The sequence below is a fragment of the Paracoccus sp. AK26 genome (genome assembly GCF_011801365.1).
Lineage (GTDB): Bacteria > Pseudomonadota > Alphaproteobacteria > Rhodobacterales > Rhodobacteraceae > Paracoccus > Paracoccus aerius.
Genome location: NZ_CP041041.1, coordinates 1,157,120 through 1,180,115, shown reverse-complemented (window position 1 = coordinate 1,180,115; position 22,996 = coordinate 1,157,120). Strand labels below are relative to the sequence as shown.

General features: G+C 66.1%; 20 protein-coding genes. 9 read left to right on the top strand and 11 right to left on the bottom strand.

Annotated elements, in window-relative coordinates:
* Positions 1-3: 3 nt before the first annotated feature.
* From FIU66_RS05775 to FIU66_RS05760, 4 genes are read right to left on the bottom strand one after another with little or no spacing between them, the layout of a single operon-like run.
* Entirely contained in the window at positions 4-654 is a 651-nt protein-coding gene (locus FIU66_RS05775; RefSeq protein ID WP_370528947.1) for an aminotransferase class IV family protein, read from the bottom strand.
* Entirely contained in the window at positions 600-1,727 is a 1,128-nt protein-coding gene (locus FIU66_RS05770) for an aminodeoxychorismate synthase component I (RefSeq protein ID WP_167621816.1), read from the bottom strand. Before FIU66_RS05770 ends, FIU66_RS05775 begins: the two co-directional genes overlap by 55 nt.
* A complete protein-coding gene (gene mfd / locus FIU66_RS05765) occupies positions 1,724-5,182 on the bottom strand; it encodes a transcription-repair coupling factor (RefSeq protein ID WP_167621815.1) in 3,459 nt (1,152 codons plus the stop codon). The genes FIU66_RS05770 and mfd overlap by 4 nt, the downstream gene beginning before the upstream one ends.
* Before the next feature lie 36 nt (positions 5,183-5,218).
* Positions 5,219-5,791, bottom strand: a complete 573-nt coding sequence (locus FIU66_RS05760) for a hypothetical protein (RefSeq protein WP_167621814.1) — start codon at positions 5,789-5,791, stop codon at positions 5,219-5,221.
* Positions 5,792-5,873: 82 nt separating this feature from the next.
* Here FIU66_RS05760 and hemB point away from each other — a divergent pair, with 82 nt between their 5' ends.
* Entirely contained in the window at positions 5,874-6,878 is a 1,005-nt protein-coding gene (hemB, locus tag FIU66_RS05755) for a porphobilinogen synthase (protein ID WP_167621813.1), read from the top strand.
* Between the two features lie 110 nt (positions 6,879-6,988).
* Positions 6,989-7,648: a YSC84-related protein gene (locus tag FIU66_RS05750; protein WP_167621812.1), complete on the top strand. Its 660-nt coding sequence runs from the start codon at positions 6,989-6,991 to the stop codon at positions 7,646-7,648.
* Positions 7,649-7,656: 8 nt separating this feature from the next.
* Here FIU66_RS05750 and FIU66_RS05745 read toward each other — a convergent pair whose 3' ends face one another.
* Entirely contained in the window at positions 7,657-8,304 is a 648-nt protein-coding gene (locus tag FIU66_RS05745; protein ID WP_167621811.1) for a GntR family transcriptional regulator, read from the bottom strand.
* 31 nt (positions 8,305-8,335) lie between these two features.
* Positions 8,336-9,034: a M48 family metallopeptidase gene (locus tag FIU66_RS05740; RefSeq protein ID WP_167621810.1), complete on the bottom strand. Its 699-nt coding sequence runs from the start codon at positions 9,032-9,034 to the stop codon at positions 8,336-8,338.
* A 112-nt stretch (positions 9,035-9,146) separates the two neighbouring features.
* Between FIU66_RS05740 and FIU66_RS05735 the strand changes: the two genes are divergently transcribed.
* On the top strand, positions 9,147-9,461 hold the full coding sequence (locus tag FIU66_RS05735) for an FYDLN acid domain-containing protein (protein WP_167621809.1): 315 nt from the start codon (positions 9,147-9,149) through the stop codon (positions 9,459-9,461).
* Between the two features lie 39 nt (positions 9,462-9,500).
* Here FIU66_RS05735 and guaB read toward each other — a convergent pair whose 3' ends face one another.
* Positions 9,501-10,949, bottom strand: coding sequence for an IMP dehydrogenase (gene guaB / locus FIU66_RS05730; RefSeq protein ID WP_167621808.1), 1,449 nt, complete (start codon positions 10,947-10,949; stop codon positions 9,501-9,503).
* Between the two features lie 247 nt (positions 10,950-11,196).
* Between guaB and FIU66_RS05725 the strand changes: the two genes are divergently transcribed.
* The 6 genes from FIU66_RS05725 (at position 11,197) to FIU66_RS05700 (ending at position 16,977) form a co-directional block, all read left to right on the top strand.
* Positions 11,197-12,339 carry an OmpP1/FadL family transporter gene (locus tag FIU66_RS05725; RefSeq protein ID WP_167621807.1) on the top strand — a complete coding sequence of 381 codons (1,143 nt, stop codon included), beginning with the start codon at positions 11,197-11,199 and terminating at the stop codon, positions 12,337-12,339.
* Positions 12,340-12,436: 97 nt separating this feature from the next.
* On the top strand, positions 12,437-13,297 hold the full coding sequence (locus FIU66_RS05720) for an ATPase (RefSeq protein ID WP_167621806.1): 861 nt from the start codon (positions 12,437-12,439) through the stop codon (positions 13,295-13,297).
* Between the two features lie 4 nt (positions 13,298-13,301).
* Positions 13,302-14,228 (top strand): homoserine O-succinyltransferase, encoded by a 927-nt coding sequence (gene metA, locus FIU66_RS05715; RefSeq protein ID WP_167621805.1) that lies wholly within the window; start codon positions 13,302-13,304, stop codon positions 14,226-14,228.
* Positions 14,229-14,231: 3 nt separating this feature from the next.
* A complete protein-coding gene (gene ppk2 / locus FIU66_RS05710; protein ID WP_167621804.1) occupies positions 14,232-15,110 on the top strand; it encodes a polyphosphate kinase 2 in 879 nt (292 codons plus the stop codon).
* 9 nt (positions 15,111-15,119) lie between these two features.
* Positions 15,120-15,842 (top strand): SDR family NAD(P)-dependent oxidoreductase, encoded by a 723-nt coding sequence (locus tag FIU66_RS05705; protein ID WP_167621803.1) that lies wholly within the window; start codon positions 15,120-15,122, stop codon positions 15,840-15,842.
* 94 nt (positions 15,843-15,936) lie between these two features.
* The gene (locus FIU66_RS05700) at positions 15,937-16,977 is read left to right on the top strand and encodes a PotD/PotF family extracellular solute-binding protein (protein ID WP_167621802.1); all 1,041 of its coding nucleotides are present in this window, start codon (positions 15,937-15,939) and stop codon (positions 16,975-16,977) included.
* A 68-nt stretch (positions 16,978-17,045) separates the two neighbouring features.
* Here FIU66_RS05700 and metH read toward each other — a convergent pair whose 3' ends face one another.
* The 4 genes from metH to FIU66_RS05680 all read right to left on the bottom strand — a co-directional run bounded on the left by metH (position 17,046) and on the right by FIU66_RS05680 (position 22,986).
* Positions 17,046-19,763 (bottom strand): methionine synthase, encoded by a 2,718-nt coding sequence (gene metH, locus FIU66_RS05695; protein WP_167621801.1) that lies wholly within the window; start codon positions 19,761-19,763, stop codon positions 17,046-17,048.
* The gene (locus tag FIU66_RS05690) at positions 19,756-20,802 is read right to left on the bottom strand and encodes a homocysteine S-methyltransferase family protein (protein WP_167621800.1); all 1,047 of its coding nucleotides are present in this window, start codon (positions 20,800-20,802) and stop codon (positions 19,756-19,758) included. The genes metH and FIU66_RS05690 overlap by 8 nt, the downstream gene beginning before the upstream one ends.
* Positions 20,803-20,957: 155 nt before the next feature.
* Positions 20,958-22,391 (bottom strand): mannose-1-phosphate guanylyltransferase/mannose-6-phosphate isomerase, encoded by a 1,434-nt coding sequence (locus FIU66_RS05685; protein WP_167621799.1) that lies wholly within the window; start codon positions 22,389-22,391, stop codon positions 20,958-20,960.
* Positions 22,392-22,530: 139 nt separating this feature from the next.
* The gene (locus tag FIU66_RS05680) at positions 22,531-22,986 is read right to left on the bottom strand and encodes a DUF1236 domain-containing protein (protein WP_167621798.1); all 456 of its coding nucleotides are present in this window, start codon (positions 22,984-22,986) and stop codon (positions 22,531-22,533) included.
* Positions 22,987-22,996: the final 10 nt, after the last annotated feature.

Below are 22,996 nucleotides of genomic sequence, written 5' to 3'. Positions count from 1 at the left end.
GCCCTAAAGCAGCCGCGCCGGGATCAGCCCGCGCAGGGCATTGCCCATCAGGATCTCTCCGTCGCGCAGATCGTCGGGCATCAGCCGCGCCTCCTCGGCCCGGCCCGCTTCGAGCAGCGACCGGCGCAAAACGCCGGGCAGCAGCCCGCAGGACAGCGGCGGTGTCAGCAGGCGGTCGCCGCGCCGGAGGAACAGGCTGGTGATCGTGCCCTCGCAGACCTCCCCGCCTTCGTTCATCAGGATCGCCTCGTCCACCCCTGCGGGAAGGGCCACACGGGCGCGCTCATAGACCGGCCGGTGCGATGTCTTGACCCGCAGCCAGGGATCCGCGCTGTCCAGCCGGTGATCCGAGACGATGACCTGCCAGACCGCGGGGTTCGGCGGCAATGGCTGATAAGTCAGCGCGACCTGGCCCGCCGCATCCACCGCCAGCCGCGCCCGCAGCACCCGGCCGCGCGGCAGCCCGGCCAGGACCGCCATCACCCGCGCGTCGTCAAGGGCCAAGCCCACCGCCGCGCAGCCCGCCCGCAGCCGGTCCAGATGCAGCGGCCACAGCGCGATGCGCCCGTCGGGTTCGGCGCGCATGGTTTCGAAGACGGTCAGGCCTTCGGGGACAGGTCCAGGAATGCGGCCTTGCACAATGCTTCCTCCCATTCGGAACCGGCACGGCTGTCGTGGGTAATGCCGCCGCCGACATTCAGCCGCAGCCGGTCCGGCGCCTCCAGCACCGGCGAGCGGATCGCGACCGAAAAGCGCATGGGCCCCGCCGGGTCCATCCAGCCGATTGCGCCGCAATAGACGCCGCGTGGCGCCCCTTCCAGTTCGGCGATGATCTCCATCGCGCGGATCTTGGGCGCCCCGGTGATCGAGCCACAGGGAAAGATCGCACGCAGGATGTCTGCAAAGCCGGCACCAGGCGCAAGCTGCCCCGTCACGGTCGAGATCATCTGGTGAACCGTGGCATAAGTTTCGACGTGAAACAGTTTCGGCACGCGGACGCTGCCCGGCAGGCAGATGCGCGACAGGTCGTTGCGCAGAAGGTCCACGATCATCAGGTTCTCGGCCCGGTTCTTTTCCGAGGCCGGCAGGCTGCGGGCATTGCCCTCGTCCTCGGCGGGATCGGGGGACCGCGCGGCGGTGCCCTTCATCGGGCGCGTCTCGATCATGCGTTCGGCATCGACGGCGAAGAACAGTTCCGGGCTGCGCGACAGCACGACCGGCCCGCCCAGATCGACAAAGGCGCCCTCGCCTACTGGCTGTCGCGCGGCAAGGGCCGCATAGATCGCCAGCGGATCGCCCGCGACCTCGGCCAGCATCGGAAAGGTCAGGTTGATCTGGTAACAGTCGCCCGCCGCGATACAGGCCCGCACCGCGTCAATGGCCGCGTCATAGCGCGCCCGCGACCACAGCGGCCGGGCCGGTCCTATCCGCACGCCGGCCGGTTCGGGCAAGGCGGGCGCGGGGAGCGGGCGGTCGAAGACGCCCATCAGGATCAGCGGGCAGCCCCGCTGGGCAGGCATCAGGGGGGCAAGCTTCGGCGTCAGCGCGTGGCCCAGTTCATAGGACAGGTATCCCGCGACCCACAGGCCCTGCGCCCGCGCGGCCTCGATCGCCAGCAGCGCCGGCCCGACGCCCACAGGGCTGTCCGCGCGGATCACCATGCGGGGGGCGGCAAACAGCGTCCCGCCCGGCAGCGGCCCCCGATCGAACCGGACCTGTTCCGTCACCTTGCGGCCTTGGCCTTGGCGGCCAGATCGCGGGCGACGGCGAAGGCGCCCTTGATCCGGTCCGTGTCGGACTTCCAGTCCTCCGCGACAAAGATCTTGTTGCCGGTGATCTTCGCCCGCGAGCGATTGTCGTTCATGAACTCGACCAGGCCCGCGGGGTTCGGGAACTTGTCCATGTGGAACTGCACCGTGGCACCCTTCGGCCCGGCATCCAGGCGCGAGATGTTGGCCCGCTTGGCCATCGCCTTGATGCGGATCACCAGCAGCAGGGTGTTCACCTCTCGCGGAAGCGCCCCGAAACGGTCGATCAGCTCGGCCGCAAAGCCCTCAAGCTCGACCTTGGTGGTCAAGCCGGACAGGCGGCGGTAAAGGCCAAGCCGCACGTCCAAGTCGGGGATATAGCTTTCGGGGATGGTGACCGGGACGCCCAGGTTCAGTTGCGGTGCCCATTCGTCCTCGGGCGTGCCCTCGATCTCGCCGGATTTCAGCTTGGCGATGGTTTCCTCCAGCATCTGCTGGTAAAGTTCGAAGCCCACCTCCTTGATATGGCCCGATTGTTCCTCGCCCAGCAGGTTGCCCGCGCCGCGCAGGTCCAAGTCCTGCGAGGCAAGATTGAAGCCTGCACCCAGGCCGTCGATGCTGCCCAGGAACTTCAGCCGCCGCATGGCCTGGGGGGTCAGCGGCTGGCGGGGCTTGGTTGTCAGATAGCAATAGGCGCGGGTCTTCGACCGGCCCACGCGGCCCCGGATCTGATAAAGCTGCGCCAGGCCGAACATGTCGGCGCGCCAGACGATCATGGTGTTGGCGGTCGGGATGTCCAACCCGCTTTCCACGATGGTCGTCGCCAGCAGAACGTCGTGGCTGCCGTCGTAGAAGGCGTTCATCCGGCTGTCGAGATCGCCCGCCGCAAGCTGGCCGTGGGCGACGAGGTAGTTCAGTTCCGGCATGTTCTCCTTCAGCCAGTGTTCCACATCGGGCAGATCTGCCAGACGCGGGACGACGAAGAAGCTTTGCCCGCCACGGTATTTCTCGCGCAGCAGGGCTTCGCGCACGGTGACGCTGTCGAATTCGCTGACATAGGTGCGGATCGACAGGCGGTCCACCGGCGGGGTTCCGATTACTGACAGGTCGCGCACGCCGGTCAGCGACAGTTGCAGCGTGCGCGGGATGGGCGTCGCGGTCAGCGTCAGGACGTGGATGTCGCTGCGCAGTTCCTTCAGCCGTTCCTTGTGGGCCACGCCGAAATGCTGTTCCTCGTCGATAATCAGCAGGCCGAGGTTCTTGAAGCGCACGCCCTTGGCCAGCACCGCATGGGTGCCCACGACGATGTCCACCGAGCCATCAGACAGCCCCTCGCGGGTCTTGGCGGCGTCCTTGGCCGACACGAAGCGCGACAAGGGGCGCACGCAGATCGCGGTGCCGCGGAAGCGTTCGGCAAAAGTCTTGAAGTGCTGGCGCGCCAGCAGCGTGGTCGGCGCCACGACCGCCACCTGCATCCCCTGGCTGGCGGCGATGAAGGCCGCGCGCATGGCGACCTCGGTCTTGCCGAAGCCCACATCGCCCACGATCAGGCGGTCCATCGGGCGCCCTGCCGCCAGATCCTCGGCCACGTCCTCGATGGCGGACATCTGGTCCTCGGTCTCGGAATAAGGGAAGCGGGCTGCGAAGGCCTGCCAGTCGTGATCCTCTGGCTCCAACACGGGGGCGGGGCGCAGCAGGCGTTCGGCGGCGACGCGCATCAGCTTGTCGGCGATCAGCTTGATGCGTTCCTTGAGCCGCGCCTTCCGCGCCTGCCAAGCCCCCCCACCCAGCCGGTCCAGCAAGCCTTCCTCGTGCCCGTAACGGGACAGCAGTTCGATGTTCTCGACCGGCAGGTACAGCCGGTCGCCGCCCGCATATTCCAAGGCCACGCAGTCGTGCGGCACGCCCATGGCCTTGATCGTCTCAAGCCCCGTGTAACGGCCGACGCCGTGTTCGACATGGACCACCAGATCGCCCGGCGTCAGGCTGGTGGTATCCTTCAGGAAGTTGTCGGCCTTTCGGCGCTTCTTAGCGCCCCGGATCAGCCGGTCGCCCAGCACGTCCTGTTCGGAAATCACCGCCAGCTTGCCAAGCGCCTGCCCGTCTGCCACGAAACCTTCGTCCAGCGGCCAGACGGCCAAGCCTACAGTGCCGGGCTTGTCGGACAGGTCGCGCAGATCGCCGATCGGTTTCGCGCCCGCCAGGCCCTCGTCGGCCAGAAGACCCGAAAGACGCTCCCGCGCACCGTCCGAGAAGCTGGCGACGACCACCCGGTGGTCCTTCGACAGCACCTTCACATGATCGGCCAACGCCCTGAACAGGTTGACGCTTTCGGACTGACGCTCGGGCGCGAAGTTGCGGCCCACGCGCCCGCCCGCATCCAGCACGCCCGGCCCCGGAGGCTGCGGCAGCACCGCTAGCCGCAGCACCCGATGCGCCGCCACCCAGGAAGCCCATTCCCCTTCCGTGGGGAACATCGCGTCTGGCGGCACGGGCTTGTAGACCGTGTCGCTGCGACCCTTGGCGGCCATCGCGGCCCTTCGGGCCTCGAACTGTTCGCGGATCATGCCGCGGCGGGCGTCGATTACCTGCCCGATGTGGTCGTCCAGCACGACCGAGGCGCCGGGCAGATAGTCGAACAGGCTTTCCATACGGTCGTGGAACCAGGGCAGCCAATGCTCCATCCCCGCCGTCTTGCGGCCCGCGCTGACGCTTTCATACAGCGGATCGTTGGTCCCGCCGCCATATTCCGTGCGGTAATTCTGGCGGAAGCGGGTGATCGCGTCCTGATCCAGGATCACCTCGGACATGGGGGCAAGCTCGATCCGCGACAGCTTCTCGGTGGTGCGCTGCGTCTCGGCATCGAAGCGGCGGGCGCCGTCCAGCACGTCGCCGAACAAGTCCAGCCGGATCGGGCCGGATTCGCCGGGCGGGAAGATGTCGATGATGCCGCCGCGCACGGCGTAGTCGCCGGGTTCCGTCACAGTGGGCGACTGGGTAAAGCCCATGCGCACCAGAAAATCGCGCAAGGCACCCTCGTCGATGCGGTCGCCTACGCGGGCCGTGAAGCTGGCCGCGGCCACCAGATTGCGCGGGGGCACCCGCTGCATCACCGCGTTCAGCGTGGTCAGCAGCACGAAGGGCCCCTTGACCGCCCCCTGCGCCAGCCCGGCCAGCGTCGCCATCCGCGCCGCCTGGATATCGGGCGAGGGCGAGATGCGGTCGTAGGGCGTCGTGTCCCAGGCCGGGAAATCCAGCACCGCAAGGCATGGCGCCAGAAAGGCCAGGGCCGCGCGCATCGCCGCCATGCGCCGGTCGTCGCGGGCGATGTGGATCACGGGCTTGGCGTTGTTTTCGGGACGCGCAGCCTCGCGCGCGATCAGGGCGGCGTCATAGCCCTCGGGCGCGCCGGAAAGGATCAGGTGTTCGGCCATGGGGGTGAGGTAAAGCGCCGCGCGGCGGTGTCAAGGTCAGAAGCCATAGGGATGGATCACCGACCACAGCGCCCCCCATATCGCGGTGATGGCCACGGCCAGCATCGACAGCAGCGTGACCAGCCGACGGTGGATCACCATGCGGCGCACGGCCTCGGCGGCGGCTTCGGGGACCGGGCGGGTGCCCTGTTCGGCGGCGGCCAGCAGGGGCATCAGGCGGCGGGCCAGCAGCACCCGCATCCAGAACAGGATCGCCAGGGGAAGCAGCAGCAGGAAGGCCGCAAGCGCCAGTTCCAGCCCATAGCCGATCCCCATGATGGCAAGCGAGGTCAGCCCGAAGCCCGTCACGGCCAGAAGCACCGCGCCCTCGCGACCCCCAAGCTGCCAGCGGGGCAGCACAAGCGACAGCCAGTCCAGCAGGTGCAGCACGACCGGCGCGTCGGCCTTGTCCTCGGCCAGGGCGGTGCGCGCGCGGCCCAGGACCTCGACCGGGACGCCGATGATGGCGCGGCCGGTAAAGGACCACAGGCCGATCACCACCAGCCAATACCAGACCGTGCCAAAGGACCGGCTGTCCAGAAAGCCCACCAGGCTATCGAATTGCGGCACGAGGGCTTCCTTGTCCTTGATCGCGCGCGACCTTAGAACGGCTGTTGCCGAAGGAAAAGCCGCCCCGAAAAGGAAGCCCGCCATGCCGACGCCGATCATCGCCCCCTTTCCCGCCGCACGCCTGCGCCGGTTGCGCCGGACGCCCGCGATCCGCGCGATGGTGTCGGAATGCGACGTCACGCCCGCGAACCTGATCTGGCCGATCTTCGTGACCGAGGTTCCGGGGGCCGAAGGGGAGATCGCCTCCATGCCCGGCGTGGAACGGCTTACGCTGGACGGGGCCAAGCGGGCGGCCGAACTGGCGGCCCGGCTGAACATCCCGGCCATCTGCATCTTTCCCCATTCCGACCAGGATCTTAAGACGGAAACCTGCGAACGCGCATGGGATCCCGACAATATCGGCAACCGCGCCATCCGCGCCGTCAAGGAGGTCGCGCCGGACCTGGCGGTGATGACCGACATCGCGCTGGATCCCTATAACGCCAACGGCCATGACGGCATCGTCGTGAACGGCGAAATCCTGAATGACGAAACGGTCGAGGCCCTTGTCCGCATGGCCCTGGCCCAGGCGGAAAGCGGCGCCGACATCCTGGGGCCGTCTGACATGATGGACGGCCGCATCGGCGCGCTGCGGTCGGCCCTTGAACAGGCGGGCCACAAGCACACGGCGATCCTGTCCTATGCGGCCAAGTTCGCCTCCAGCTTCTATGGGCCGTTCCGGGACGCGGTGGGTGCCTCGGGTCGGCTGGTGGGCGACAAGAAGACCTATCAGGTCAATCCCGCCAACCGGGGCGAGGCAATCCGCTGCGTGGCCCGCGACCTGGCCGAGGGCGCGGACATGGTCATGGTCAAGCCCGGCTTGCCCTATCTGGACATCTGCCGCGCCGTGAAGGACCAGTTTGGCGCGCCCACCTTCGCCTATCAGGTCAGCGGCGAATACGCGATGCTGGAAGGCGCGATCCGCAACGGCTGGCTGTCGCGCGATGCGATGTTCGAAAGCCTTCTGTGCTTCCGTCGGGCAGGCTGCGACGGCATCCTGACCTATTTCGCGCCGCTTGTGGCCGAGGCGATCGCGGCCCGCGCCTGAGCGCAGGCGATCCGTCGCCCGGCCCCATCGGGGCGGGTGACAGGACGCGTCATATCCCCTACATTCGCCGAAAAATGCCGGGCATCCGGCGCGACACGTGGGGACAAGTGATGAGCAGCCTTTTCCAGACCAGGATCGACCGACGCTTGCTGTTGAAGGGCGCGGCCGGCACCGCCGCCCTGGCGCTTGCCGGGTGCAGCAACGCGGTCGGAACCAACGCAGGGGCGCAACTGGATGCGCGGGTGGATGAGACGCACAACTACCTGATTCAGAACTATCCTTCCGCACAAGCTTTGGTGCAGAACGCGCGCGGCGTCCTGTACATGCCCCTGATGACCGAGGCCGCGCTTGGCGTGGGCGGCGCCTATGGCCAAGGCGCGCTGCGGATCGGCGGGGCGACGGTGGATTACTATTCCGCCACCCGCGCGACGGTGGGCTTTCAGGCGGGGGCCCAGCAATATGCGCATGTGCTGATCTTCCAGACCGACGGGGCGCTTGCATCCTTCCGTGCCTCGCCCGGCTGGCTAGCGGGGGCCAACGCCTTCTACGCGATCCCGCAGGGCGGCATGGCGCTTGGCGCGGACACGATCACCGCACAGCTTCCGGTCGTGGCGATGATCTTCGGCCAGGCGGGCCTGATGGCCGGCGCGTCGATCGAGGGCACAAAATACACCCGCATCATCCCGTCCGAGATCCCGACGCTGGGCTTTGGCGGGTTGGGCCTGCCGCAGATGCCGCAGATGCAGATGCCCCAGATGGGCCGCAGCTAGCCCCGATCCTAACCAGAAGTCAGGTGCCGCAGACCGTGCGTGACATCGGCGCGCACGGCCAGCCGCAGGGCGGGTTCGTCGCCCGCCCGCAGCGCCGCCAGGATCATGCGGTGGTGACGCGGAGGCTCGTTCCGCTTCACCCGCCCATAAAGGGCGCGCATCGTCGGCCCCAGTTGCAGCCAGATCGTTTCCAGCATCGCCAGCATCGCCGGCGCCTGCGCCCGCAGATACAGCATCCGGTGAAAGTCCAGGTTGCAGCGGATATAGCCCACGGCGTCGTGGTTTTCCACGGCATCGGCGATGCGGGCGTTCATCTGCGCCAGCCGGTCGATCAGCGCGAAATGCGCGCGCGGCAGGGCGCGGGCGGCCAGTTCGGGCTCGATCAGGGCGCGCAGGGCGGCCAGTTCCTCTATCCTCTCGTCCGATAGGGCGGGCGTGGTCACCCGGCCCGATGCCGACAGGGTCAGCGCGCCTTCGGCCACAAGGCGGCGCACGGCCTCTCGCGCGGGGGTCATGGACAGGTGGTATTCGCGGGCGATGCCGCGCAGTGTCAGCGGCTTGCCGGGCGGAAGCTCGCCCAGCATGATCCGGCTGCGCAGGTTGCGATACAGCTTTTCATGGGCCGAAGGATCGGTGGATCGGGCGGGGGCGTTCATGGAGCGGTTGTGATCACAAATCCTGTCCTCGTCAATCCCCGGCAGGCTCACGGAACTGCCAGGCCATCAGATCCGCCCCATGCCGCTTCAGCCAGTCGCGGTGCCGTGCGTAATCCGGCATCAGCCTGGCCACCGCTGCCCAGAAGCGCGGGGAATGATCCATATGCAGCAGATGTGCGACCTCATGCGCGGCGACATAGTCCAGCACCGCAGGCGGCGCCATCGCCAGCCGCCAGGAAAACATCAGCCGCCCGTCCGAGGTGCAGCTTCCCCATCGAGACCGCGTATCGCGCAGCACGATGGCATGATAGGGACGGCCAAGCGCCTTGGCATGGCGGTCGCAGGCGGCGCGCAGGTCGGCCAGCGCCCGGTGCTTCAGGTAAGCCTGAACGACAGGCCCTGTCGGCCGGCTGGCGGGCAGAAGCAGGGCCTCGCCCTCGATCGACGCGGCGCGCACCGCGCCAGGGGTCAGGACCAGCGGCACCCCGGCGACCGGCAGGACCGCGCCGTGTCGAACGATGCTGGGCGCAGGGCGCCGCTGGGTCGCCTGCATCAGCCAGGCCGATTTCGCCTCGGCGAAGGCCGCGCCATCGGACAGCGCGACATGGGCAGGCAGCGTCAGCACCACCGGCCCGCCGTCGCGCGGCACCCGCAGCACCATGCGCCGCGCCCGGGCCGACCGGCGCAGCGTGATCCGCAACCCATTGGCGATGGTGAACGCCTCGGCCATCCGCCTGCCCTTGCCCTGCCCCGCCGTCCCTGTCAGAAAAGCCTTTGACACCCCCCCGCGCCTGTGGCAGGGGGACCACCGATTTCCCTAAACGCGGCGGAAGGAGAAAGCCATGCCCAAAGAGGAATGGGGCACGAAACGCCTGTGCCCGCACTGCGCGACGCGCTTCTATGACCTGCGCGCCAATCCGATGACCTGCCCCGCCTGCGGGAACACGTTCACGCTGGAAAGCCTGACCGATAGCCGCGGCAAGACGCTGGTCACCGAAAAGACCGCCGTTCGCGACGACGAGGATCTGGTCGACGATGACGAGGATCTGGGCGATGATGCGGGCGAACTGGACGACGACCTGCTGGAAGAAGACGATGACGACGGCGACGTGTCGCTGGACGACATCGCGGACGTCGCCGACAACGACGAGGAATAAGAAGAAAGGCCGGTCAAGCGACCGGCCTTTTCCATATCGTCAGCCCATCCTGTAATTCGGGCTTTCCCGCGTGATCTGCACGTCGTGGACGTGGCTTTCCTTCAGCCCCGCGCCGGTGATGCGCACGAACTGGCAGTTCCGGCGCATCTCCTCGACCGTGGCGCAGCCGGTATAGCCCATGGCCGCGCGCAAGCCGCCCACCAGCTGGTGGATGACGGCATTGGCCGTGCCCTTGTAGGGCACCTGCCCCTCGATTCCTTCGGGGACCAGCTTGTCGGTCGCGGCGTCCTTCTGGAAATAGCGGTCGGCCGAACCGCGCGCCATGGCGCCAAGGCTGCCCATGCCGCGATAGGACTTGAAGCTGCGGCCCTGGTACAGGATCACCTCGCCCGGCGATTCATCCGTGCCGGCGATGGCGCTGCCCACCATGGCGCAGCTTGCGCCTGCAGCGATGGCCTTGGCGAAATCGCCCGAGAACTTGATCCCGCCATCCGCGATGATCGGCACCTCGCCCGCGGCCGATGCTGCATCCATGATCGCCGTCAGCTGCGGCACGCCGACGCCCGCGACGATCCGTGTGGTGCAGATCGACCCCGGCCCGATGCCCACCTTGACCGCGTCGGCGCCCGCGTCGATCAGCGCCCGCGTGGCCTCGGCCGTGGCGACGTTGCCCGCGACCACCTGCACCTCGTTCGAGAACATCTTGACGCGTTCCACCGCCTTGGCGACGCCGGCCGAATGGCCATGGGCGGTGTCGATCACCACCATGTCCACACCAGCCTCGATCAAGGCCTGGCTGCGCTCGAACCCCTCGTCGCCGACGGTGGATGCGGCGGCGACCCGCAGACGCCCCAGGTCGTCCTTGCAGGCCAGCGGGTTCAGGACCGATTTCTCGGTATCCTTCAGGGTCAGCAGGCCGGTCAGCTTGCCATGGCCGTCGGTGATCAGCAGCTTCTCGATCCGGCGTTCCTTCATCAGGCCGATGGCCTGCTGGCGGTCGGCGGGTTCGGTCAGCATGGCCAGGTTGTCGGCGGTCATGACGGCCCGCACCGGGGTGCGGTCGTCGCTGGCAAAGCGCATGTCGCGGTTCGTCACGATGCCCACGACGCGGCCCTGTTCGTCCACGACCGGAAAGCCCGTGACATTGAAGCGTTCCTGGAAGGCCCGCGCATCGCCGACGGTCTGATCGGCCCGCAGCGTGATCGGGTTATAGACGATGCCGGATTCGAAGCGCTTGACGCGGCGGACCTCGTCGGCCTGCTGATCTGCGGTCAGGTTGCGGTGGATCACGCCCATGCCGCCCGCCTGCGCCATCGCGATCGCCATGCGGCTTTCGGTGACCGTGTCCATGGCCGAGGACAGAAGCGGGATGTTCATCGCGATGGCGCGGGTCACCCGCGTCGTCACATCGGCGGTCGAGGGCATGACCGTGGATGCGGCGGGAACCAGAAGCACATCGTCGAAAGTAAGCGCCTCACGAATCTGCATGGGAGGTATCCTTGCGTCAATTTCGTTTGGCAGTTTCCCCTTTCACGCGCCGGGCGGCTTGTCCAGTACGGGCCGGTGAAAATCTTCGCTGCCGCGTCGATTGCCCGCAACCGAAAGTTGCCGCAATGCCACTAGCGCACGCCGCATGAGGTCCGGACGCCGCGTCATATTGCACCCTCAATTGATTCGAAGAACATCGGCGGTAAGCTCGAATCCAGCGGTCGAATGGCTGCCAAGGGAGGAACCTATGAAAAAAATAATGTCCGGCAGCGCGGTTCTGCTGATCACCGCATCCCCGCTGGTCGCCGGCGGCATCGAACGCGCGCCCCAGTCGCTGGCCGTGCTGTTCGAGCAGGGGAATTATGCGGAATTGAGCTTTGGCGGTGCTGATCCAACGGTCGAGGGGACTGACAGGCCGATTGAAGGCTTTTACCCAGGGGGGACGCCAACAGGGGATGTGGCACAGGGCTATGGCTTCGTCGGACTGGCTTACAAGCATCAGTTCACGGACAACCTGTCGGGCGCTTTCATTGTCGAACAGCCGTTCGGGGCGGATATCCTCTATCCGTCAGTGGCAGAAGGTGGTTCGCCCCTTCTTGGCGGGACGCGGGCGACCGTCGACTCCACGACATTCACCGCATTGGGACGTTATCGCTTCGACAACAACTTTTCGGTGCATGGCGGTATTCGCGGGTCCAAGGCAAGCGGGTTGGTCAGTCTGAACGGTCTGGCCTATGGCGGCCCGCCTCCGAATGGCGTGTCGGGCTATGAAGTCACCCTGGATGATGCCTGGGGGGTCGGCTATGTTCTGGGCGCTGCCTATGAGATGCCGGAAATCGCAGCACGCGTCTCGCTGACCTACAATTCGTCAGTGGAACACGATTTCGACACATCCGAGAACATCGCCCCGGGTCTAGAAAGCACGACCACCGTCAAGACTCCTCAATCGGTAACGCTTGAAGGACAGACCGGCATTGCCGCCGATACGCTGTTGTTCGGATCGATCCGCTGGGTAAAATGGTCGGAGTTTCGGGTGGATCCCCAGGTCTTCACCGCCGTCACTGGCGCGGGACTAGTCGATCTAGAAAATACCACGACCTACACAATCGGCATCGGGCGCAAATTCACAGAAAACTGGTCCGGTTCGGCCTCCTTCGTCTACGAACCTACGGGGGATGATCTGGTGTCCCCTTTGGCGCCGACCAACGGTCGCAAGGGGATCACGCTGGCCGCGATCTATACCATGGACAACATCAAGATCACGACGGGCATCAACTATTCCAAGCTGGGCGATGCTCGTCCCGAGACTGGTACGCCCGACGAGGCACGCGCCATCATGGAAGACAACGATCTTTGGGGCGTCGGCGTCCGCATCGGCTACAGCTTCTGACGCCGCATCTATCATGACAACAGGGCCTCGCTTCGGCGGGGCCTTTGCTTTTCACGGACCCCGCATTACCTATGCGCCCGAAACGAGGGAACATCCGATGATCTATCGCAGCGGCAGCGACTGGCTGGGGGCAAGCGCCAAGCGCGTCGTGCTGTTCGGGATGTCGGGCCTGGGCAAGACCTTTCTGGCCAACATGCTGCGCGAGGCGGGCGACTGGTTCCACTACAGCGTCGATTACCGCATCGGCACCCGCTACATGGGCGAGTTCATCGCCGACAACTTCAAGCGCGAGGCGATGAAGGTCCCCTTCCTGCGCGAGCTTCTGCTGTCCGACAGCGTCTATATTGCCTCGAACATCACCTTCGACAACCTGGCGCCCTTGTCCACCTATCTGGGCAAGCCCGGCAGCCCGTCGCGCGGGGGCCTGCCTTTTGACGAATACTGCCTGCGCCAGAACCAGCACCGGCGGGCGGAAATGGCGGCGCTGCTGGACACGCGGCACTTCATGGACCGCGCCCGCGACATCTACGCCATCCCGCATTTCGTCTGCGATTCAGGCGGGTCCATCTGCGAGGTCGTGGACCCCGACGATCCCGCCGATCCGGTGCTGTCCGCGCTTGAACGCGACCTGCTGATGGTCTGGATCAAGGGGTCGGACGCCCATACCGCCGAACTGGTGCGCCGCTTCGACCGGGCGCCCAAGCCCATGTATTACCAGCCCCAGTTCCTGGAAAAGGCCTGGATCGCCTATCGGGTCGAAAAGGGCCTGGACGGGGACGAGGTCAATCCCGACGACTTCATCCGCTGGACCTATGCGCGCGCCCTGGCCCATCGCCAGCCGCGCTATCAGGCGATGGCGCGGCGCGGCGTCACCGTCCTGGCCGAGGAGGTGGCCGAAGTCCGCAGTCCGGCGGATTTCGACGCCCTGATCGCCCGCGCCATAGACCGCAAGGAATAAGCAGATGCCCATCACCCTGAACGAGAACCTGCCCGCCTATCGCATCCTGTCGGACGAAGGCGTGATGGTGATGTCTCCGGGCCGGGCCGCGACGCAGGACATCCGGCCGCTGCGGATCGGGCTTCTGAACCTGATGCCCAAGAAGATCCAGACGGAAAACCAGTTTGCCCGGCTGATCGGGGCCACGCCCCTGCAGATCGATTTCCAGTTGATCCGCATGTCCGACCACGAAAGCCGCAACACGGCGGCCGACCACATGGAAAGCTTCTATCGCCCCTTCCGCGAGGTCGAGGCCACGGGCGAAAAGTTCGACGGCCTTGTCATCACCGGCGCCCCGGTGGAACTGCTGCCCTTCGAGGATGTGACTTATTGGGACGAACTGACCCGCGTCTTCGACTGGACGCAAAGCCATGTCCATTCGACCTTCGGCGTCTGCTGGGGGGGCATGGCGATGGCCTGGCATTTCCACCGGCTGGAAAAGCACCCACTGGAGCACAAGGCCTTCGGCTGCTTCCGCCACCGCAACCTGGCCCCGGCCTCGCCCTATCTGCGGGGCTTTTCCGACGACGTGCTGGTGCCCGTCAGCCGCTGGACCGAGATCCGGCAGGCCGACGTTGACGCCCGCCCCGCCCTGCGCACGCTGCTGGCCAGCGACCAGTGCGGCCCCTGCCTGCTGGAGGATCCGGGCCATCGCGCACTGTATATCTTCAACCATTTCGAATATGACAGCACGACCCTCAAGGAGGAATACGATCGCGACGTCGAGGCCGGAAAGCCGATCAACGTGCCCTTGAACTATTACCCCGACGACGATCCGGCGCGGGCGCCTTCGAACCGCTGGCGCAGCCATGCGCATCTGCTTTACGGTAACTGGATCAACGAGATCTATCAGACGACCGAATACGACCTGTCCCGCATCGGCGAAGGATAAAACATGACGGAGATCCCGGACCTGCCCCTGGTCGGCAAGATCACCGAGGCGCTGAAGGCCGCGCCCAAGGATATCAGGAAAGCCCTGGAGAATGCCGCCAAGGATCAGGTCCTGGACCCGACCTATCCTTATCGCACCGAGATGGACAAGAAGTCCTACGAGGCGCAGATGGACCGGCTGCAATTGCAACTGGTGCGCCTGATGCATGACGTGGCGGCGACCGGCAAGCGGCTGGTCGTCCTGTTCGAGGGGCGCGACGCCGCCGGCAAGGGCGGCACGATCGAACGCACGCGAGAAAACCTGAACCCGCGTTCTGCCGCCATTGTCGCCCTGCCCACCCCAACGGAACGCGAAGCAGGGCAATGGTATTTCCAGCGTTACGTGGACTGGCTGCCCGCGCAGGGCGAAATCGCGCTGTTCGACCGCAGCTGGTACAACCGCGGCATCGTCGAGCGCGTCTTCGGATTTTCCACCGAACATCAGCGCAATGCCTTCTTCCGCCAGCTACCCGATTTCGAACAGATGCTGGTCGATGACGGCATCATCCTGGTCAAGCTGTGGCTGGACGTGGGCCGCGCCGAACAGCTGCGCCGCTTCCTGGACCGAGAGGCCGACCCGCTGAAACAGTGGAAGCTGTCCCGGATCGACGTGGACGGCCTGGCGAAATGGGACGACTATACCCATGCCATTCGCGACACGCTGAACCGGTCCCATTCGCCCATCGCGCCCTGGATGGTCATCCTGTCCGACGACAAGCGCCGGGCGCGGCTTGCCGCGATCCAGACGATCCTGAACGCGGTCGATTTCGCGGGCAAGGACGCCGACGCCATCGGCATCCCAGACCCGGCGATCACCGGCGGGCCGGAATTGCTGGACAGGTAGGGAGGGATCATGGACCTGGGAAACAGCCGCGCAATTGTCACCGGCGGCGCATCGGGCCTGGGCGCTGCCACGGTCGACTGGTTCCGCAGCCAGGGCGCGACGGTGGTGGTGCTGGACCGCGAGGCGGGCACCGGCGCGCATCATGTGCAGGCGGATGTGACCTCGGCCGACAGCACGGCTGCGGCCATCGCGCAGGCAGTTGGGATCATGGGCGGGATCGACATCTGCGTGAACTGCGCGGGCGTCGTGACCGGCGAAAGGACCGTTGGACGGAACGGCCCGCACGACCTTGACGCCTTTCGCCGCGTGATCGAGGTGAACCTGGTTGGCAGCTTCAACGTGCTGCGGCTGGCGGCAGCCGAAATGGCCCGGAACGGACGCGCGGAAAACGGCGTGATCGTGAACACGGCCTCGATAGCGGCCTTCGACGGGCAGAAGGGCCAGGCGGCCTATGCCGCGTCCAAGGCGGGGATTGCGGGCATGACGCTGCCCCTTGCACGTGATCTGGCCGGGCTGAACATCCGCGTCTGCGCCATCGCGCCGGGCATCTTCGCCACGCCCATGCTGCGCGGGTTGCCGCAGGACGTGCAGGACAGCCTTGCGGCTGAGGTGACCTTTCCGGCCCGCCTCGGCGATCCGCAGGAATTCGCCCGCATGGCCGCCCATATCGTCGAGAATGCCTATCTGAACGGCGAGGTGATCCGGCTGGACGGCGCGTTGCGGATGCGCTGATCAGCGGTCCTTGACCGGCGCGCGATGCCCTTGCGCGATGGTTATGCCGCCGCTAGCGTTCGGATCAAACCGCCCAACAGGAAGGCCCGAAATCATGCGCTTGCTGATCACCACCGCCCTTGCTTCCTCTGTCGCACTGCCCGCTATGGCGGCGGACCCGGAACTGACCGTCTTCGACTGGGCGGGGTTCGAGGAACCGTCGATCTTCCAGGCCTATATCGACAAGCACGGCGACAGCCCGACCTATGCCTTCTATGGCGACGATGACGAGGCGTTCCAGAAGATCGCCTCGGGCTTCAAGGCCGACGTGGCCCATCCCTGCAGCCAGATGGTCAGCAAGTATCGCGACGCAGGCTTGATCGAACCGTGGGACACGTCGAAGATCCCGAACTTTGACAAAATCGACCCGCAGTTCCTCGCCTCCGAGGTGTTCAAGGACGACGAGGGTGTCTGGTACATCCCGACCGACTGGGGCGCGACGGCCATCGCCTATAATCCCGAAACGGTTCCGGCCGAGGACGTGTCCACGCTGCAGGTCTTCGTCGATCCGAAGTACCAGGGCCGCACCTCGCTGCCGGATTCCTCGGATGATGTCTGGGCGCTTGGCTATCTGGCAACCGGGACGACCGACTGGACCAATGTGACCGACGAACAGTTCCAGGCCGCCGCCGACTGGCTGCGCCAGGCGCATCAGAACGTCGCCGCCTACTGGGCGGATCCGTCGGAACAGGCGCAATTGATGGCGTCCGGCGCGGTGGACATCGCCTGGTCGTGGAACGACGGCGTGGTCTATCTGCAGAACGACAACTATCCCGTCGCCTTCCAGCGGGCGCCCAAGGAAGGGTCGTCCACCTTCTTCTGCGGATACATCAACCTGAAGGACGGGCCGGGCAACGAGGAAAAGGCCTATGACTTCATCAACGCCTGGCTGGAGCCTTCGGCGGGCAAGGCGCTGCTGGACACGATCGGCTATGGCCACACCTCGACCGAGGCGATGGCGACCATTGCCGAGGAACCTGCGGTGAAAGAGGGTCTGGGCGAGGTCGATGCCCCGATCCTGGCCCAGACGCCGAACGATCCGGCGCAGCGCGAAAAGCAACTGGCCGAGTTCGAGAAGATCAAGGCCGGGTTCTGAGACGAAGAAGCGGGGGACCAGTCCCCCGGGCCCCCTGGGGTATTTCGGCAACGAAGAAGGGACGAGGCTTACGCGGCCTCGTCCTTCTTGCGTGGCGTATAGTTGAGGATCGGGGCCAGCCAGCGTTCGACCTCGGCCAGATCCATGCCCTTGCGCGCGGCATAGTCGCGGGCCTGGTCTTCCTCGATCTTCGCGACGCCGAAGTAATAGCTGTCGGGATGGCCGATATAGAGGCCGGAGACCGATGACCCCGGCCACATCGCCATGCTTTCCGTCAACGTGACGCCGGTAGCGTTTTCCGCGTCCAGCAGGCGGAACAGCGTCAGCTTTTCCGTGTGGTCCGGCTGCGCGGGATATCCCGGCGCGGGGCGGATGCCCTTGTAGGGTTCGCCGATCAGGTCCTGCGGGCTGAAGGTTTCATCGGCGCCGTATCCCCATAGTTCCTTGCGGACGCGTTCGTGCAGCATCTCGGCCATGGCCTCGGCGATGCGGTCGGCAAGTGCCTTGACCATGATCGCGGCATAATCGTCGTTCGCGCGTTCATAGCGGGCGGCGATCTCGGATTCCTCGGGACCGGCGGTGACGACGAAGCCGCCGACGTAATCGGGCCGTCCTTCGGGCGCCACGAAATCGGACAAAGCCACGTTCGGGCGGTCGCCGCGTTTCGTCACCTGCTGGCGCAGGGTGTGCAGCGTGGCAAGCGGCTGTTGCCGATCCTCTCCGGTGAACAGGCGGATGTCGTCGCCCACCGCATTGGCGGGCCAGAAACCCACCACGGCGCGAGGGTTGAACCACCTGCCCTCGATGATCCGGCCCAGCATCTCCTGCGCCTCGGCGAACAGGGCGCGGGCAGCCTCGCCCTGCTTCTCATCCTCGAGGATGCGGGGATAGACGCCCTTCAACTCCCAGGTCTGGAAGAACGGCGTCCAGTCGATGTATCGCGCGATTTCCGCCAGATCCCAGTCCTCGATGATCCGGGTGCCGGTGAACTGCGGCGCCGTGGCCCGATAGGCGGACCAGTCCACCTTCAGCGCATTGGCCCGCGCGGCAGCCAGGGGCAGGCGCTGCTTGGCGGCCTCGGCGCGTTCGTGGCGTTCGGCCACGTCCAGGTATTCGGCGCGGATCGCATCGACGTAATCCGCCTGCTGCGAGGGCGACAGCAGCGACGACACCACCCCCACCGCGCGGCTGGCATCGGTCACATAGACCGCCGGACCTTGGTGATAGCGCGGCGCGATCTTGACCGCCGTGTGGATCTTCGAGGTCGTGGCCCCGCCGATCAGCAGCGGCACGTGGAAGCCCTCGCGCTCCATCTCGGATGCGACATGGACCATCTCGTCCAGGGACGGGGTGATCAGGCCCGACAGCCCGATCACATCGACGTTCTGTTCACGCGCGACCTGCAGGATCTTCTGCGCGGGCACCATGACGCCCAGGTCGATGACCTCGTAGTTGTTGCAGGCCAGCACGACGCCGACGATGTTCTTGCCGATGTCATGGACGTCGCCCTTGACCGTCGCCATCAGGATCTTGCCCGCAGCCTGGCGTTCGCCGCTGCCGCCGTTCGCGGCCTTTTCGGCCTCCATATGGGGCAGCAGCACGGCCACGGCCTGCTTCATCACGCGGGCGGATTTCACGACCTGCGGCAGGAACATCTTGCCCGCGCCGAACAGGTCGCCCACCACGTTCATCCCCGCCATCAGCGGGCCTTCGATGACGTGCAGCGGACGTTCGGCTGCAAGGCGGGCTTCCTCGGTATCGGCCTCGATATATTCGGTGATGCCGTTCACCAGCGCATGTTCCAGCCGCTTCTCGACCGGCCATTCGCGCCAGGACAGGTCCTTCTCGCGCGCCTTGGCCCCGCCCTCGCCCTTGAAGCGCTCGGCGATGTCCAGCAGCCGTTCCGTCGCGTCGTCGCGGCGGTTCAGGACAACATCCTCGCAGGCTTCGCGCAGGTCGGGGTCGATCCCGTCATAGACGGCAAGCTGGCCCGCATTGACGATGCCCATGTCCATGCCCGCCTGGATGGCGTGATACAGGAACACGGCGTGCATCGCCTCTCGCACGGGCTCGTTGCCGCGGAAGCTGAAGGACAGGTTCGACACCCCGCCCGAGACATGGGCATGGGGCAGGTTCTGGCGGATCCAGCGCGTCGCCTCGATGAAGTCGACGCCATAGTTGTTGTGCTCCTCGATCCCCGTCGCGACGGCGAAGATGTTGGGGTCGAAGATGATGTCCTCGGGCGGGAAGCCGACTTCCTCGGTCAGGATCTTGTAGGCACGGGCGCAGATCTCGATCTTGCGGTCGCAGGTGTCGGCCTGGCCCTGTTCGTCGAAGGCCATGACCACGACCGCCGCGCCATAGGCCAGGCACAGGCGGGCCTGCTGGCGGAACTGCTCCTCTCCCTCCTTCATGGAGATCGAGTTCACGACCGGCTTGCCTTGGACGCATTGCAGGCCCGCCTCGATCACCTCCCACTTGGAACTGTCGATCATCACCGGGACGCGCGCGATATCGGGTTCGGCCGCCAGCAGGTTCAGAAACTCGACCATCGCGGCCTTCGAATCGATCAGGCCTTCGTCCATGTTGATGTCGATGATTTGCGCGCCGTTTTCCACCTGATCGCGCGCGACTTCGAGGGCGGCCGCGTAATCGCGGTTGGTGATCAGCTTGCGGAAGCGGGCGGACCCGGTGACGTTCGTGCGCTCGCCGATGTTCACAAAGGGGATGTCGGGCGTCAGGACAAAGGGTTCCAGCCCCGACAGGCGCAAGTGACGGTCAAGCATATTCGGGCACCTTTCGGGGGGTGAATTGCGCCACCGCCTCGGCAATGGCGCGGATATGGTCGGGCGTGGTGCCGCAACAGCCGCCGACGACGTTGACCAGGCCCTCGCGGGCGAATTCGGCGACCTGCACGGCAGTGTCGTCGGGGCCTTCGTCATATTGGCCGAAGGCATTGGGCAGCCCGGCGTTCGGATAGGCGCAGATGTTGGTTTCGGCCACGCCCGACAGTTCCGCCAGATGCGGGCGCATGGCGGATGCGCCAAGCGCGCAGTTCAGCCCCACCGACCAGGGCCGGGCATGGCGGACCGAATGCCAGAAGGCGGTCGGCGTCTGGCCGGACAGCGTGCGCCCCGAAGCATCGGTGATCGTGCCCGAGATCATCAGCGGCAGCGCCTGCCCATGGGCCTCCATCGCCTGGATGCAGGCGAAGATCGCGGCCTTGGCATTCAGCGTGTCGAAGATCGTCTCGATCAGCAGGATGTCGGCCCCGCCCTCGATCAGGCCGCGCGCCTGCTGCAGATAGGCGATGCGCAAGTCGTCGAAGGTCACGGCGCGATAGCCTGGATTGTTCACGTCGGGGCTGATGGACGCGGTGCGGTTCGTTGGTCCGATGGCGCCCGCGACGAAACGGGGCCGCCCATCCTGCGCGGTGGCGCGGTCCAGCGCGCGGCGCACGATCCGCGCGCCCTCGACGTTCAGGTCATGGACGGCGTCCTGCATCCCGTAATCGGCTTGGGCGATGGTCGTGGCGGAAAAGGTGTTCGTTTCCACGATATCCGCGCCCGCCATGGCATAGCGGTAATGGATGTCCTCGACCGCCTCGGGCTGGGTCAGGATCAGAAGGTCGTTGTTGCCTTGCTGCGGGTGGTCGGAATGGTGGCGGCATGCATGGCCCGACCCGCGGCCAGTATAGTCGTCCTCGCCCAGGCGGAGCTGCTGGATCTGGGTGCCCATCGCCCCGTCGAGGATCAGGATCCGTTCGGCCGCCGCAGCGTCAAGCGCCGCAAATGCGGGGGATGGGGATAGTCTGCCGGTCATCATGTCACCCTTGCCAGGAAGCGGCAGATATAAGGACGCAGGCCCCCAACGGCAAATTCATAATCCTATAGAAGATTATGAACGGGGGGCATATCCCTTCACCTTGGCGCAAATATCCTCGGGGGGTCCGGGGGGCGAAGCGCCCCCGGGCTGAATGATCAGTCCGTGCTGCTGCGGGCGTAGACATCCTCATAGCGGATGATGTCATCCTCGCCCAGATAGCTGCCGGTTTGCACCTCGATCAAGACCATCGGCACCTTGCCAGGGTTCTCCATTCGGTGGCGGGCACCCAGGGGCACATAGATCGACTGGTTTTCCGTCACCAGCGTCACCTTGTCGTCCACCGTGACACGCGCCGTGCCGCTGACGACGATCCAGTGTTCGGACCGATGCACATGGCTTTGCAGGGACAAGGCTGCGCCTGGCTTCACGACGATGCGCTTGACCTGGAAGCGGTCGGCCAGGGCCAGCGTCTCGAACCAGCCCCAGGGACGATGGTCGCGGGGAAAGGCGGTGGCCTGCTTGCGGCCCCTGGCCTTCAGCGCGCCAACCGCATGGCGGACATCCTGTGCGCGGCTTTTGTCCGCGACCAGCACCGCGTCCGAGGTTGCGACGACCATCACGTCGGTCAGGCCGATGCCCACGACCTGCAGGTCGTCGCTGTCGGACCGCAGCAGCACGTCATGACAGTCGATCGCGGTCGAGTTGCCGTCGGCCGCCACGCCGTTCTCGGACGGCGCCTCAAGCAGCGCCTCGCGCCAAACGGCGTCCCAGCCCCCCAGGTCCGACCAGCGGTCGGAAAAACGCACGACCGCAAGGTTGTGAGCCTTTTCCATCACGGCATAGTCGATCGACTGGTCTGGCAGGCTGTCCCAGGGCCCCCGCGCCAGGCGCAGGAAGCCGATATCGTCCTTGGCCTCGTCCAGGGCGGCAAGGACCGGCGACAGGTATTCCGGCGCATGGGCGCGGAAGGCGTCGATCATCGTGTCGGCGCGGAACAGGAAGATGCCGGCGTTCCACAGGAAATTGCCCTGCGCCAGCATCTGGGCCGCCAAGTCCGCATCCGGCTTTTCCACGAAACGCGCAAGGGGTTGCGGCCCCTCGCCCTCGCCCGCCAGTTCCAGATAGCCGTAGCCCGTCTCGGGGCGGTCGGGGGTGACGCCGAACGTCACGATCCGGTCCTCGGATGCCGGGCCCACGCCCTGTCGCACCGCACGCGCAAATGCCGCGCTGTCCGGAATCACGTGATCCGAGGGCGCCACCAGCAGCAACCCCTCGGGATCCTTGGCGGCCACCATCAGGGCAGCGACCAGGATCGCGGGCGCGGTGTTGCGGCCGGAAGGCTCGATCACAATGGCGCCGGGATGGATGCCCGCCTGTTCCAGCTGCTCGGCCACGATGAAGCGGAAGTCCGAATTGGTCATGACCAGCGGTTCGGAAAAATCCGGGCCGGACAGCCTGCGGGCCGAGGCCTGGAACAGCGTCTCATCCCCCATCAGAGGGGCGAACTGCTTGGGAAAGCTTTGCCGCGACACGGGCCAAAGCCGGGTTCCCGATCCGCCTGCCATCAGGACGGGGGTGATCTTGGTCATGAAGCTGTCCCTTGCGATCCGCCTTGTTTCGCAAAGGATAACCTGCCGCAACGCGGCAGAAAAGCCCGCACATAAGAGGGGTTGCACCGAAAAAGGCCGACCCTAAGGCCGGCCTTTCACCGAAAGTGTCAGCCGGCGCTTATTCGTAGATATAGACGATCTCGCGGCTTTCAGGGTTCACCACCACGGGGCGGTCATTCACATAGACATACTGCACGTTCGAGTTCGGGACCGTCTGGATCGTGGCGGTTTCCGGCACGACCGTCCCGACCGCCAGGTCGCTGTCAAGCACCACGGACTCGGTCCGGTTCTCCATGATATAGGTGCGGGTTTCCGGGGTCATCGCGTCTTCGCTGACATCGCCCACGATCGCGCCGGCCGCGCCGCCGATGGCCGCACCCACGGGGCCACCGATGGCAGCACCGGCCACCGCGCCCGTGGTCGCGCCGCCAAGCGCGCCGCCGCCGGTCGTGTTCGGGTCGCTTTCGACTTGCGTCACCGTGGTCGAAGGCTGGGTCTGGATGATCGTGGTCTCGGCCAGGCCGGCACCGGCTGCAAGGCAGGTGGCGGCAGTCAGGGTCAGAAGGGTCTTCATCGTGATCTCC

What these genes read in the sequence shown, in the direction of transcription:
- FIU66_RS05775 (WP_370528947.1), bottom strand. Translation starts at nt 654, where the DNA reads ATGGGAGGAAGCATTGTGCAAGGCCGCATTCCTGGACCTGTCCCCGAA.
- mfd (WP_167621815.1), bottom strand. Translation starts at nt 5,182, where the DNA reads ATGGCCGAACACCTGATCCTTTCCGGCGCGCCCGAGGGCTATGACGCC.
- hemB (WP_167621813.1), top strand. Translation starts at nt 5,874, where the DNA reads ATGCCGACGCCGATCATCGCCCCCTTTCCCGCCGCACGCCTGCGCCGG.
- FIU66_RS05750 (WP_167621812.1), top strand. Translation starts at nt 6,989, where the DNA reads ATGAGCAGCCTTTTCCAGACCAGGATCGACCGACGCTTGCTGTTGAAG.
- FIU66_RS05745 (WP_167621811.1), bottom strand. Translation starts at nt 8,304, where the DNA reads ATGAACGCCCCCGCCCGATCCACCGATCCTTCGGCCCATGAAAAGCTG.
- FIU66_RS05740 (WP_167621810.1), bottom strand. Translation starts at nt 9,034, where the DNA reads ATGGCCGAGGCGTTCACCATCGCCAATGGGTTGCGGATCACGCTGCGC.
- FIU66_RS05735 (WP_167621809.1), top strand. Translation starts at nt 9,147, where the DNA reads ATGCCCAAAGAGGAATGGGGCACGAAACGCCTGTGCCCGCACTGCGCG.
- guaB (WP_167621808.1), bottom strand. Translation starts at nt 10,949, where the DNA reads ATGCAGATTCGTGAGGCGCTTACTTTCGACGATGTGCTTCTGGTTCCC.
- FIU66_RS05725 (WP_167621807.1), top strand. Translation starts at nt 11,197, where the DNA reads ATGAAAAAAATAATGTCCGGCAGCGCGGTTCTGCTGATCACCGCATCC.
- FIU66_RS05720 (WP_167621806.1), top strand. Translation starts at nt 12,437, where the DNA reads ATGATCTATCGCAGCGGCAGCGACTGGCTGGGGGCAAGCGCCAAGCGC.
- metA (WP_167621805.1), top strand. Translation starts at nt 13,302, where the DNA reads ATGCCCATCACCCTGAACGAGAACCTGCCCGCCTATCGCATCCTGTCG.
- ppk2 (WP_167621804.1), top strand. Translation starts at nt 14,232, where the DNA reads ATGACGGAGATCCCGGACCTGCCCCTGGTCGGCAAGATCACCGAGGCG.
- FIU66_RS05705 (WP_167621803.1), top strand. Translation starts at nt 15,120, where the DNA reads ATGGACCTGGGAAACAGCCGCGCAATTGTCACCGGCGGCGCATCGGGC.
- FIU66_RS05700 (WP_167621802.1), top strand. Translation starts at nt 15,937, where the DNA reads ATGCGCTTGCTGATCACCACCGCCCTTGCTTCCTCTGTCGCACTGCCC.
- metH (WP_167621801.1), bottom strand. Translation starts at nt 19,763, where the DNA reads ATGCTTGACCGTCACTTGCGCCTGTCGGGGCTGGAACCCTTTGTCCTG.
- FIU66_RS05690 (WP_167621800.1), bottom strand. Translation starts at nt 20,802, where the DNA reads ATGATGACCGGCAGACTATCCCCATCCCCCGCATTTGCGGCGCTTGAC.
- FIU66_RS05685 (WP_167621799.1), bottom strand. Translation starts at nt 22,391, where the DNA reads ATGACCAAGATCACCCCCGTCCTGATGGCAGGCGGATCGGGAACCCGG.
- FIU66_RS05680 (WP_167621798.1), bottom strand. Translation starts at nt 22,986, where the DNA reads ATGAAGACCCTTCTGACCCTGACTGCCGCCACCTGCCTTGCAGCCGGT.